We start from the raw sequence: 12,451 nt of genomic DNA, 5'->3' as shown, positions 1-12,451 counted from the left end.
TGCGCTGCAAAAATAAGGAATACAACACGATGAGTCAGCCGGATGCTATCTGGTTTATGGAAGGGGTTTCTTCCCAAAAAGATATTCTTGCGCTGGTGGCGCAGGCGCGACGTGCGGGCCGGCATGATTTCGTGCTGATTGCCTCTCACCGCTCCTCCCGCCCGGAAATTCTGGCGGAAGCAGATGTTGCTTATCTGGAACCTGAGGATGACGGTGCCCTATTCGCTTTTATCCGGCATGTCTGTCAGCAGCACCGGGTACGTGCCATCCACGCCGGCAAACGCGGAGCGTTGCTGGAGCAGCAGCGAACGGCTATTGAAGCGCTGGATGTCAGGCTGGTAACAGGCGCTCGCGAGCGCGCCACCTTTACGCTCGCTGATAACAAAACCCGTTTTAGCGCGGAGATGAGCGCGCACGGTCTGCCTGCCGTACCTTCAATTGAAGTGCGCACGCCGGATGAGGTAGCGGCTGCGATAGCGCAGGTTGAGGCGCAGGGCCATCGACCCTGTATCAAACCGGTGCACGGCATCTATGGCATGGGGTTCTGGGTGCTGCGACGCGATGCGCATACCCTGAGCTTTTTTAACAACCCGGACAGCCGCCAGATCCATCCTGACGTGCTTATTGAGAGCCTGCGTCGTGCACAGCAGGCCGGTGAGTCGCTGCCGCTGCAGATTGTCATGCCCTGGCTTGCAGGTCCGGAACGCTCGGTAGATATGCTGGTGGAGAATGGCCGGGTCATTGCAGCCGTCGCCCGGCGCAAAGAGGGCTCAGTACAGGTTTTTGAACAGGAGACGCCCGCCTGGCGCCTGGCAGTTGCCTGTGCAGAGACGCTGCATGTGGATGGCCTGATTAATGTCCAGACCCGCAACGATGCTGAAGGGCATCCGGTGCTGCTGGAGGCTAACCTGCGTCCTTCTGGCGGTATCGGTTATACCGCGTTCAGCGGGATTAACCTGCCCGGCCTGTTTGCACTGCGTCAGCTGGAACTGATTTCCGCAGCGGACGCCATTGCGCAGCGTGCCGCGTTTAATCCGGTGCAGGTCATCCCGACCAATGCCGTTCAGCCTCTGCACAGTGTGACCCTGTCACATGGTCTGCCAGCCCGGATGAGGAGTGCCGCTGATGACCGCTGCCTTACAGATCTATCAGCGCGAGCTGCCTGGCGGCACGCTGCGTGTAGAAACGACGAGCGAGACGCCACTGGAGACGCTGTTTGATATTGCCGCACGCCGCAATCCCAAACGGGCATTCCTTTTTGTCAGCAAAATACTGGGACGTCATATCCCGGTCAGTCCGGCCATCATGCGCGCCAGTTATGAGACGCTGGCAGCAAAACTGCCGCATGACCTTCCGGGGCCGGTGCTGTTTATCGGTATGGCCGAAACCGCCGTGGGTCTCGCCGCTGGCGTATTCCGCGCGGCCAGAGAGCAGATCGCTGAGCCGGTGTTCCTCACCAGCACCCGTCATCCGGTAGAAGGTGATTTGCTGTGTGAATTTAAAGAGGATCACAGTCACGCCACCGATCACCTTATCTATCTTCCGGCTGACGCTACGCTGCGCCGCCGTGCGCTGCAGGCGCGTACGCTGGTACTGATTGATGATGAAGCGACCACGGGCAATACGTTTCTGAATCTGCTGCAGGCGCTGCGCGAAGCGGGTCTGCAGGCGGTGACGCGTGTGGTCACCGTCACGCTCACCGACTGGAGCGGTGATGCCGTGCGTCATCACTGTCCGCTGCCGGTGGAGCCGGTTTCACTGGTTGCGGGCCGGTGGCACTGGACCCCACGCGCAGGGGCACCGGTACCGGTAATGCCTGCGGTAAACGTGACGGCGCAGGGCGCAGTGGCCCTCTCCGCCCGTCAGGACTGGGGACGGCTGGGGATGGCGGACGCTCACTGCCGCTTTGCAGACGATATGCACTCTGAGCCGGGCGAACGTATTCTGGTACTGGGATCGGGAGAATTTATCTGGCCACCTTTTCTGCTGGCAGAGCGTCTGGAGCAGCAGGGTGCCTGCGTGCGCTTTGGTTCACTGACGCGCTCGCCGATCTCAGAAGGTCTGGCGATTAGCTCCATACTCGCTTTCAGCGATAACTACGGTCTTGGCATGCCAAATTTTGTCTATAACGTGGCGCATCAGCAGTTTGATCGGGTGATTATCTGTGTTGAAACGCCCGCGGAGGCTGTCTGTCCCACCCTGCTGGCAGGATTACAGCAGACGGCCCCCCGCATTGAGGTGATCGCTTATGAATAAGCCGGTTGTGCTGTGCGATCTGGATGACACGCTGTTCCAGACGAAAAGAAAAATGCTGACCGAAACCCTGCAGACCCCGGTTGAAGTGGGCGCCTACGATCGCGAGCTGCAGCCGCGCAGCTTTATGTCACAGGAGCAGTCGATGCTGGTCTCCTGGCTGCTGCAGAGCGCAGAGCTGATCCCGGTGACCGCGCGCGGTACGGAAGAGACGGCGCGCGTGGCGCTGCCTTTTACATCCTGGAAAGTCATGACGCACGGCGCGGTTATTGCGTCACCTGACGGCAGCCTTAACCGCGCCTGGCAGGATCGTATTACCAGCGAGCTGTCAGCCATGCGGGCACAGCTGGTTAGCTATCGCCAGCAGCTGAGCGATGCGCTGGATCGCGCTGGCCTTAATGCCTGGTGCCGCATGAACTACGAGTATGATGGTGTCCCGATCTATTTTGTGATGAAACATCGCGACAGCACGCAGATTGCCGAACTCTATGCGTTCAATGCGCAGATGCAGCAGCAGCTCGATACGCGGGGCTTTTATATCCATGCCAATGGCAACAATATCGCCTGGATCCCTGACTGCATTCAGAAGGGGCATGCGGTGGCGTGGCTGTTGCAGCAGCTGCGCGACACGCGTGGCCCATTCCCGGTAATGGGGCTGGGCGATAGCCTCAGCGATTTCAGCTTTATGCAGCACTGTGACTGGTTTGGCATGCCCGCCCGCAGCCAGTTTACTGACGCCATCCGCCGCCATATTTTTGACAAGGCCGACGCCCATGAAAAACCCTGAATTACAGCAGCTGCATGGCACCTATCTGCCCTCGGACGTGCAGTTTTTGCTGAATCCGGTTCAGCTTGAGATGACGCCGGTCGATGAGAAAGAGCGCCTGATCCAGTCCGGCCAGAAGCACTATTCCGAGATGCTGAGCCAGGAGCCGGCGCCGTCTGCGGCGCATCTGGAGATATTTAACTGCGCGCTGGAGATGGGCAGCGCCCGGCTTGCACGTGACGTTGTGACGCTGGCTAAAGGGCTGATAGCTCAGGCCGCCGGGCAACCTGTGATTCTGGTTAGCCTGGTACGGGCCGGCGTGCCACCTGGCGTGATGCTGCAGCGCGCGCTGCGCGATATGGGCGTGGTATCGTATCACTACGGTATCAGCATTATCCGCGATCGCGGCATTGATGAAACTGCGCTGAGCCTGATTGAGGCGAAGCACGGCACAGAGGGCATCGTATTTGTGGATGGCTGGACCGGTAAGGGTGCCATCACCGGCCAGCTGATTGAGAGCCTGCGCGACCGGCCCGGCTACCCGCCGTTGCCGCGACTGGCGGTGCTGGCCGATCCGGCGGGCTGCGCCTGGCTTGCCGCCTCCGATGACGACTGGCTGATCCCGTTTGGCATTATGGGCGCGCCGGTTTCCGGCATGGTGTCACGTTCCCTGTGGAGCGCCTCTGGCCTGCACGGCTGCGTGCTGTGCGATCATCTGCTGGCGTATGACTGCAGTTTGCGCATGGTGGACACTGTAGACCGGTTCCGGCAGCAGCTGGATACGGCACAGATTGCTGCAGCGGTGCCTTACGCCACCCACCTTCGCAACCAGCAGGCGATTGCTCAGGCAGTGATTAACCAGCTGGCGGCGCAGTATCATATTCTTAACCGCAACCGTATCAAACCCGGCATTGCCGAAGCCACGCGCGCGGTGCTGCGCCGCGTGCCCGATCACGTCCTAGTCCGCAGTAAAACCGATCCGGATGTCGCCCTGCTGATGCATCTGGCCGCGCAAAAAGATATTCAGGTAAAAGAGATGGGCGATACGTTGGGGCAGTATCGTGCCGTAACCATTATCAGGAAGGTGTCGTGATATGAGCCTGCCACTCTCCCCCTGGATGCTGGGTGCCACGCTCTATATGCCTGCCACCCGCGGCGATCTGGCTGACGTGATCCTGCATGGAAAGATCCCCCAGCTGCGTTCGCTGGTGATCTGCCTGGAGGACGCCGTCAGCGAGCGGGATGTGACTCTGGCGCGGGATAACCTGCAGACTTTACTGCGCCAGCTTCAGCAGCAAACCCCCACGCATACCCCGCCGCTGGTGTTTATCCGGCCGCGCGATGAAGCCATGGCTGCCGCATTGCTGCACGATAGCGAATTGTCTGGTATCGACGGGTTTGTTTTACCGAAGTTTAATCAGGCTAACGTACTCTCCTGGTGGCGTCTGCTGGCGCCAACGTCGCTGCTGCTGATGCCGACGCTGGAAACGCGCGATGTTTTTGACAGTACCGCGATGCAACAGCTGGCAAGCCTGCTGGAACAGCACCCGTGCCGCGAGCGTATCTTGGCTCTGCGCATTGGCGGCAACGACCTGATGTCGGCTCTGGGACTGCGGCGCTCGCGCCACCTTACGCTCTATGAGGGGCCGCTGGGTTACGTGGTGAAAATGCTGGTGGCGACCTTTGCGTCGCGCGGGTTTGCGCTAACGGCCCCGGTGTGTGAACGCATCGAAGATGTGGCGCTGCTGGAGCGTGAGCTGGCGCTGGATGTGGCGCACGGGCTGGTCGGGAAAACGGCTATCCATCCGGCGCAGCTGGAGATCATTCAGCGCGGTCTGATGGCGGAGCAGAGCGACTACGAAGATGCGCTGCGCATCATGAATTCAGAACAGGCAGTATTTAAATCGCAGGGCGCAATGTGCGAACCTGCCACGCATCGCAACTGGGCTGCTGCTATGCTGGAGCGGTCTGCACACTGCGGTATTGTCAGCGCGTATACCGGCGCGGTTTACGCCCAGCGTCAGTGATCGCTATCTTTACTCTTTTAACGGTGTGCTATGCCTCTGAGCGCAAAACAGTACAGACAGTATCAGCTGGTCGCCTTGCTGAGCACGGGTAAACCCGTAGAAAAGGCGCTTTTACTGCAGCAAATGGCGTGCTCTGAACCGACGTTTGTGCGCGATTTACGTGAAATCCGCACCAGCTATCAGGCAGAGATCAGGTTTAATAAATCCGCCGGTAACTATCAGATGACCGGCGCCGGATCGCTGACGCCTAAAATCGTTAAAATGATGCGTGAAAGTCTCGCGTTACATGACAGCGCGGGTGCAGGACAGAATCTCTCTGCGTCAGTGATACTCGACAAAGAGGCCAAAAAGTCGGTTTCTCTCTCCCTGCGCCTGTCGGTATTACGTAAAATTCAGCTTTACGCTAACCGCCATAATCTCAATCGCAGTCAGGTGATTGAGTGGCTGGTTGAACAGAATCTGGGTAAGGGAGGCAAGAAGTCTTAACGCACGGGAATCAGGCCATTTGCTGAACAGTCCGGCGTTTATCAGCCGGCCTGAATCAGCCTGAAAACAGGAAAAAGCGAACAGCAAGTTACCCGCCAGATTGATAACCACTTCTGAACAGATTGTGGCTGATGTATGATGCCTGCCTGATTTCTGCCGCCTGCTCAGAACCCGACTCTATGCGAAAAAACTCACTTAACGCTTCAGGCTCTTCACTGCTAAAAACTTCGCTGGGAAAAAGCATGATGCTGTTTCTGGTATTGATTAGCCTGTTTGTGGTGGCAATCAACGCCTGGTCGCTGTGGAACTCCTGGCAGCAGATCATAAGTGAGAAGAAAGATGATGCGCGCAATCTCTCTGTATCGCTGGCCAAACATGCTGAAGATTCGTTTCTGCAGGTTGAGATCACCTTAGCCGATGCGGTCAGGCAGTTGCGTCAGCGCGGCAATGAGTACGCGGCGACGCCGGCGTTTTTGCACCAGCTCAAAGAGCAGCAGAGTAAACTGCCGCAGCTACATGGCCTGTTTGTCTATGATACTGACGGACACTGGATCGCCTCATCCGGTAACTTTGTGCCGACCAATGCCAGCAATGCTGATCGCGCCTACTTTTTATGGCACCGCAATCACAATGACACCAATCTGCTTATCAGCCGCGTTATCCGCAGCCGCTCTACCGGCGATCTGGTTATCCCGGTTTCAGTACGCCTGAACGACAGTCAGGGGAACTTTGCCGGTGTGGCGCTCGCCACGGTGCGCGTGGACTATTTCCGCCAGTATTACAGCTACTATGCGCTGGGCAATAAAGATACGCTGGGCCTCATTCTTGCTGACGCATCGGCCCTCTATATTCGCCCTTTCCCGGACGCCTATATTGGCAGAATGCTCTCCGCCAGCCCGCTGTTTAAAACTGAACTCAAATCTGCGTCCAGCGGCAACGCGACCTGGCGCTCCTCTCTTGATGGCATCGTGCGCGTTTACGGCTATGCGCGTCTGGAGCGCTATCCGCTGATTGTTACCGCCGGGTATGACCTTGCCGCAATACGCAAAGCGTGGCTTATCGGTAATCTGATTAATCTGCTGCTCAACCTGACGCTTCTGTTTGCCATTGCCGGCATGGGGCTTCTGGTGCTTCGCCAGGTAGGAACTAACGTCAGAAATCAGATTGAGCTGACCTTTGTGCGGGATGAACTTACCAGCATTAACCATACGCTGCAGTCGCTGGCACTGGTGGATGGTCTGACCGGGCTGGCCAACCGGCGACAGTTTGACGCCCTGCTCGACCAGGTGCTGCTGAAGTCATATAAAAGCGGCGATCCGGTGGCGCTGATCATGATCGATGTCGACTGTTTCAAGCATTATAACGATACTTACGGTCACGTTGCCGGCGATGAATGCCTGCAGGATGTGGCGCAGGCCCTGAAGAGCTGCGTGCATTATCATGGCGACGTTGTGGCGCGCTACGGTGGCGAAGAGTTCGCCATCATTCTGCCGAACACCGACTTTTCAGAAGCGCAAATTGTCGCCGGACAGGCGGTTAAGGCCGTAAGAGAGCTGGGGATTGCCCATGAGAGCAGCCTGGTCGCCGCAGGCGTGGTAACCGTGAGCGCAGGCTACTATTCACTGGTCTCTGCCGGGGAAGCGTCAGAAGCGGAACAGCTCAGACGCGAAGCGGACCAGGCGCTTTACCAGGCGAAACGCAGCGGCCGCGATCGGGCGTGCGGGCTGGTCTGACAGCGCTGAGCCAGGTAAAGAACCGTCAGATTCTGGCAAGTGGTTAATGCTCTGTCCAGACTTAGCCTGTTATTGCCAAAAAGGGGCCGGCTTATGCCTTCTGCATCGCGATTACGCTTCACCCTCAACGTTGTGCTGTTTACCCTGGCGCTGAACGGTGCGGCGCAGGCTGCCCGCCAGCCAGAACCGCTGTTTCAGACGCTGCAGCCAGCGCAGAATTCGCTGGAGAATTATCGCTGGCATAAGCGGCTGCTTGTGATCTTCGCCCCTTCTGACCGCGATACGGATTTCATACGGCAAATGGCGCTGTTGCAACAGCAGCAGGATGCGCTCAGGGAGCGTGATATCGTGGTGCTGAGCGATGTCCGCCCGGCGGACGGCGGCGCGCTGCGTGCGCAGCTTAATCCTGCCGGATTTGAAATTGTGCTGGTGGGTAAAGATGGTGGCATGAAACTGCGCGAGACCCGGCCGGTAAGCGCGGAGGCCCTGCTCTTACTGATTGACCGTATGCCGATGCGTCAGGCAGGCCAGAATTAGCGTAATAAAAAAGCGGGGCACTCAGGCCCCGCTCTGTTTACCGCTGCATATGCAGGATCACTCTTCCGGAAGGGCGTAAACCACAACCTGATCGCCGACCTGATCTTTCAGAATCGTATTACCACCCGCCACAAAGGCGACATACTGACGCCCTTTATACTCATAGACAGACGGGTTAGCAACGGCAGGTGCTTCTACCTGATCGGCCCACAGCTCTTCACCTGTGTCCACGGAGTAGGCGCGGACTTTGGCATCCATTGAGGCACCGATAAAGATCACGCCGCCTGCGGTGACTGCCGGACCACCAATCGTCGGTGAGCCCCAGCTTTCTGGCATAAAGAAGCCGTACTGCTGCGAAGCACCGACCGGACGACGCCACTTCACGTCACCGGTATGCATATCGATCGCCACGATTTCGCCAAACGGCGGCTGCCAGCACGGCATGCCCAGCCAGTTGTTTGCGACCATCAGACGCAGACCATACGGGGCACCTTCCTGAGGTGCAAAACCGCTTTCATTGCCCGAGCCGTTATCCGCTTTCTCATAATCTTCACGGCTGTAGAGCTTGATATACTGCACAATGTGCGAGGTGTTGACGATAGCGATCTGCTTCTGCGGATCGAACGCCACGCCACCCCACTGTACGCCGCCAGCGCTGTCAGGATAGGTCAGCACACCTTCGCCTTTGGTTGTAGGCGGCGAATACATGCCATCGTAGCTCAGCTTGTCCCACAGGCGGGAACACTGACCTGCTCCTACGATGTCAGCCAGCTTCCAGATAGCCGGCTTTTTCGACTGATCCAGCAGCGGAGCGGGTTTGGTCGGGAAAGGCTGCGTAGGGGCCAGTTTTTCACCCTGTACTGAACCATCGCCCTGCGGCACCGGGCGCTCTTCAATTGGCCAGACATCTTCACCGGTCAGGCGATTTACCACAAACAGGAAGCCCTGCTTGGTGGCCTGAACCAGCGCCGGGATCTGCTTACCATTTACGGTAATGTCCATCAGCGTCGGCGCAGAGTTGATATCGTAATCCCACACATCGTGATGCACCCACTGGCGCGACCAGACAACTTTACCGGTTTTGATATCCAGCGCGGTCGTTGAGGTACCCAGCGGAATAGACTCCGTGCGGTTGCCGCCCCAGTAGTTAGGCGATGGGGATGAAACAGGCAGATAGACCAGACCGTTGGCCTCATCTGCTGACATGTGAGTCCAGACGTTGGCGGTACCGGTGCGGGCGCGAACGTTTTCCGGAATCGCTTCAAAGGTCCATTCCAGCTTGCCGGTCTGGGCGTTTACGGTAAAGACCGTGCCTGGAGGGGCTTCTGCATATGCCCAGTCTTTACCTGCCCAGCCAATCATTAAATGATCGCCCACAACCGTAGGCGGCTGCAGAATAGAGAGCGGATACTTCGCGTTAACGGTATTCCACTGATCGATGTCTAACACGCCTTTATTGGCAAAGTTTTCGCACGGTTTGCCGGAGTCGGCATCCAGCGCCCAGAGCTTAGCGTCAACGGTGCCCATATAAACAATCTTCTGACATGCTTCGCCTGCTACCGGATTTTTAGCCTGCCAGTATGACACGCCGCGGTTTTTCAGGACCGGTTGCGTCAGTGCTTTACGCGGTGATTTGGTATCGTAATGCCACTTCTCTTTACCGGTACCCGGATCGAGCGCAATTAACCGATCGAACGGCGTGCCGACGTAAATAGTCTCATTGGCAAAAATTGGCGTAGCGGACCAGACCGTGGCAGGCGTATCCCCTTTTCCGTCTGAGACATCACCGGTATGAAACTCCCAGATCTTCTTCAGTTTGCTGACGTTTTCCGTCGTGATCTGCTTCAGCGGGCTATATTTCTGTGCGTTCAGCTGACCGTGAAAGCTGTCCCAGGTTGCGCCTGCCGGCACCAGTGGTGTAGCCGGGTTAGCAGCGGATTCCACTTTCTGTCCATCAAGCTTGCCGGTGGATGCATCATCGGTGGTTTTTGTGGTTCCCGCATCCTGCTGATCGGCAGCATCCACATCCAGTTTTTGACGCGCGCCCATCGACGCTTCGGTGGCTTTATCTTCTGCGTGCAGTGAAAATGAACTCACCAGCAGCGCAAGTGCCGTCATACTGACTTTCATCAGCGGCGAATAGTTAGTGTTTTGCACAGGTGACTCCTCAGACTCTGACGCGTTGGGCATGGCGCCCTGTTTGTTTACTCAGCGCGATAAGCCCAATCAGGCCGACCACCATGGCTGCAGTAATGATGTACTGGTGCAGCAGCGCAGCGGAGAAGCCGATACCAAACAGCACCGCCAGCGTCACAACGATCCAGAAAACGCGCGCGCCGCCGGTGCTGCCGCGCAACAGCAGAGTCAGCAGCGCCAGTACCACGCTGGCAATAGCCACACCGAGTGCACCGATGGTGCCGGTTACGCCGGTCAGCGGCGTGAGCCAGGCCCAGAGCGCTACGCCAAAGCCAATAACGGCTGCGATGAGCAGCAATATGCTGCCCAGCCGTGAAGATTGAGAATGCAACATAGCAGGAGATCCCCCTGTTGAAAGACGTCATGTAAACCCACAGGCCGTGCGCAACGCTGAGCACAATAGCCTGCAAAAAAAGATAGCGCCGCTGCCGGATCGGGAGCCAGCAGCTGGTTTATCTAACGCATTGAGTATAGATGAAGGAAAATAAAGTGCTCAGGTAAACAGGAGATAAATTAGCGCTGAGGCTTAGCTTAATTAATGCAAGATACACCATGCAGGATATTTTAATTTTTTTCTTACAAGCTGCGCGCCCTTAATTGCCCTGATTTGATTCAGGAGTAAATAAAGATAACCGGCCTGAAATTATGGCATGATAGCAGTCATTGTTTTTTATTAAATGGCTAACAGCATTGCTGTCGTGCATATCATATGCTGTTGCTTATGGGGCAGCGTCAGGCACGCAATGACAGGTGCTATTTCCGAAGAAAAGGCTCTAAATTAGCGGCGTTAAATGATTGCAGGAGTATTTGGTGGCGGCTAAGGAAAAAGACAGATCGTCGATGTTTAAATAATTCGATTATATAAAACGCCTAAAATCAATGACATAAATTTAACTTCATTTGAATGTTACTTGTTATTATTTGTCATGTAATGAGTTCACAACAATTTCATATCTTTACGCTTTCTTTAATAACACATCACATAATATATGCACGGTTTCACTTGTTAAATATATTTATTTTAAATATCAGGGCTGGTGATAGCTATGCCTGCAGATGAAAACATATTATTTATAAATTAATTATAATGTAAAGCATGAGCATAAAAATCTTTATCAGAGATTTTATATGCTCATATCGTATGGCATTATTTTGGAAATTTATAGCCTGCCGGACGAGTTGTATCCGCTCTGGAGCGGTTCAGAAAAGCCCTGATTCTGCATTTATCCGCCGCTTCCGGTTTCACTTTCACAGGCACAGTACAGACGTGAAGCCTGTCGCGGCTATCTATCCTGACTTCAAACAGCATGCGATCGTTGTCGGGCACAGGCAAATAGATCACCCGTTCCTGCATTAACTTTGCCTTCAGTTCAGGGGTTAAATAGCCTGAATGCATCAGGGAATTGGCAAAAGACTCAAGTAACTCACCGCCATTAAATGCCGGTTCAGCCATAACAGACTCCTTCTTATCGCATCGGTGATTGTTTTTTCACTACGCCCTGAAGCACGTCGACAGGATAATTGTCAACGCAAAACAGAAGTGTCACCTTCGGTGCGAAACAGAGATTTCATGCTTTGATTCAGAGAATGCGTTTGACCGCCTCGCTATATACTTCCGAGCGTTCTCTTTTCCCAACAGAAATCACGAAGACAACAACTTTCTCGTCTATAACCTGGTATACAAGGCGATAGCCTGAAGACCGGAGCTTAATCTTGTAACAGTCAGGCATACCACGGAGCTTGTTCGCTTCAATCCGGGGTGACTCAAGTACTTCAGCCAACTTCTTTTTCAACTGTTCACGTACCGTCGAGCCCAGCTTTCGCCATTCCTTTAGTGCCCGCTCGTCAAAATCCAGTAAATACGCCATCAGAGCTCATCCAGCGTCACGCGTACTGGCTTAGGATTGCGAAGACGCTCTTTCACTATCTCCACGAGTTCAGCGTCTTCATCACTAAGGAGTGTCTGTTTGAACGGCAAACGTTCATTTTCAGCGATATATTCAAGCATGAGGCGAAGCGCTTCAGAGGGAGTAATACCCATTTTTTCAAGCGCGGCGTAAGAACGCGCTTTAAGTTCATCGTCAATACGCAGGTTTATGCTACCCATGTCTTACACCTCTTGTAATTACAAATGTCATTACAATTATTGCACTACAACATGCTTAGGGCAAGTCACGATGGACGTCAGAAAAATAGCTGTAAGAACGCTGATCACAATCCGCTTTGTGCCAGAAGCGGACATTGTCAGTTCAACTGGTGCGAAGAGAGGGCTCTTCGAATATCTAAAATAACCTTAGTAAAAACAGTAACTGTCTCTTTGATCATGAGAAATTCCCCAGAAAATCGCCAGGGAACATTACAGCTTAGCGTTAACATCGACAGGATAAATATAGCGTATAACCGTCACGCTTTTTGATTGGGTTTCCTGATGCATGATCCCGGACAAATTAAAT

The 12,451-nt window shown here is 55.1% G+C and carries 13 protein-coding genes; 8 read left to right on the top strand and 5 right to left on the bottom strand.

Annotation, left to right across the window (positions count from 1 at the left end; genetic code table 11):
- Positions 1-29 precede the first annotated feature (29 nt).
- The 8 genes from HA43_RS09900 (at position 30) to HA43_RS09865 (ending at position 7,802) form a co-directional block, all read left to right on the top strand.
- Positions 30-1,220: an ATP-grasp domain-containing protein gene (locus HA43_RS09900; RefSeq protein WP_094111572.1), complete on the top strand. Its 1,191-nt coding sequence runs from the start codon at positions 30-32 to the stop codon at positions 1,218-1,220.
- Positions 1,123-2,256, top strand: a complete 1,134-nt coding sequence (locus HA43_RS09895; RefSeq protein ID WP_369826835.1) for a phosphoribosyltransferase domain-containing protein — start codon at positions 1,123-1,125, stop codon at positions 2,254-2,256. Before HA43_RS09900 ends, HA43_RS09895 begins: the two co-directional genes overlap by 98 nt.
- Positions 2,249-3,040, top strand: a complete 792-nt coding sequence (locus tag HA43_RS09890) for an HAD family hydrolase (protein ID WP_094111571.1) — start codon at positions 2,249-2,251, stop codon at positions 3,038-3,040. Before HA43_RS09895 ends, HA43_RS09890 begins: the two co-directional genes overlap by 8 nt.
- On the top strand, positions 3,027-4,112 hold the full coding sequence (locus tag HA43_RS09885; protein WP_065648016.1) for a cysteine protease StiP family protein: 1,086 nt from the start codon (positions 3,027-3,029) through the stop codon (positions 4,110-4,112). Before HA43_RS09890 ends, HA43_RS09885 begins: the two co-directional genes overlap by 14 nt.
- Before the next feature lies 1 nt (position 4,113).
- Positions 4,114-5,046 carry an HpcH/HpaI aldolase/citrate lyase family protein gene (locus HA43_RS09880; RefSeq protein WP_094111570.1) on the top strand — a complete coding sequence of 311 codons (933 nt, stop codon included), beginning with the start codon at positions 4,114-4,116 and terminating at the stop codon, positions 5,044-5,046.
- Between the two features lie 30 nt (positions 5,047-5,076).
- Positions 5,077-5,532: a hypothetical protein gene (locus tag HA43_RS09875; protein WP_065648014.1), complete on the top strand. Its 456-nt coding sequence runs from the start codon at positions 5,077-5,079 to the stop codon at positions 5,530-5,532.
- A gap of 179 nt (positions 5,533-5,711) precedes the next feature.
- Positions 5,712-7,265 (top strand): GGDEF domain-containing protein, encoded by a 1,554-nt coding sequence (locus HA43_RS09870; RefSeq protein WP_065648052.1) that lies wholly within the window; start codon positions 5,712-5,714, stop codon positions 7,263-7,265.
- A gap of 93 nt (positions 7,266-7,358) precedes the next feature.
- Positions 7,359-7,802 (top strand): DUF4174 domain-containing protein, encoded by a 444-nt coding sequence (locus HA43_RS09865; RefSeq protein ID WP_065648013.1) that lies wholly within the window; start codon positions 7,359-7,361, stop codon positions 7,800-7,802.
- A gap of 57 nt (positions 7,803-7,859) precedes the next feature.
- Here HA43_RS09865 and HA43_RS09860 read toward each other — a convergent pair whose 3' ends face one another.
- The 5 genes from HA43_RS09860 to relB all read right to left on the bottom strand — a co-directional run bounded on the left by HA43_RS09860 (position 7,860) and on the right by relB (position 12,105).
- The gene (locus HA43_RS09860) at positions 7,860-9,920 is read right to left on the bottom strand and encodes a pyrroloquinoline quinone-dependent dehydrogenase (protein WP_211049734.1); all 2,061 of its coding nucleotides are present in this window, start codon (positions 9,918-9,920) and stop codon (positions 7,860-7,862) included.
- 49 nt (positions 9,921-9,969) lie between these two features.
- The gene (locus tag HA43_RS09855) at positions 9,970-10,332 is read right to left on the bottom strand and encodes a hypothetical protein (RefSeq protein ID WP_065648011.1); all 363 of its coding nucleotides are present in this window, start codon (positions 10,330-10,332) and stop codon (positions 9,970-9,972) included.
- A gap of 813 nt (positions 10,333-11,145) precedes the next feature.
- The gene (locus HA43_RS09850; RefSeq protein ID WP_065648010.1) at positions 11,146-11,451 is read right to left on the bottom strand and encodes a hypothetical protein; all 306 of its coding nucleotides are present in this window, start codon (positions 11,449-11,451) and stop codon (positions 11,146-11,148) included.
- Between the two features lie 127 nt (positions 11,452-11,578).
- Entirely contained in the window at positions 11,579-11,866 is a 288-nt protein-coding gene (gene relE, locus HA43_RS09845; RefSeq protein ID WP_040113359.1) for a type II toxin-antitoxin system mRNA interferase RelE, read from the bottom strand.
- A complete protein-coding gene (relB, locus tag HA43_RS09840; RefSeq protein WP_065648009.1) occupies positions 11,866-12,105 on the bottom strand; it encodes a type II toxin-antitoxin system antitoxin RelB in 240 nt (79 codons plus the stop codon). Before relB ends, relE begins: the two co-directional genes overlap by 1 nt.
- Positions 12,106-12,451 lie beyond the last annotated feature (346 nt).

The organism is Pantoea eucrina (assembly GCF_002095385.1).
GTDB lineage: Bacteria > Pseudomonadota > Gammaproteobacteria > Enterobacterales > Enterobacteriaceae > Pantoea > Pantoea eucrina.
Note: the sequence above shows the minus strand (reverse complement) of the source record. Positions and strands in the feature narration are given on the sequence as shown.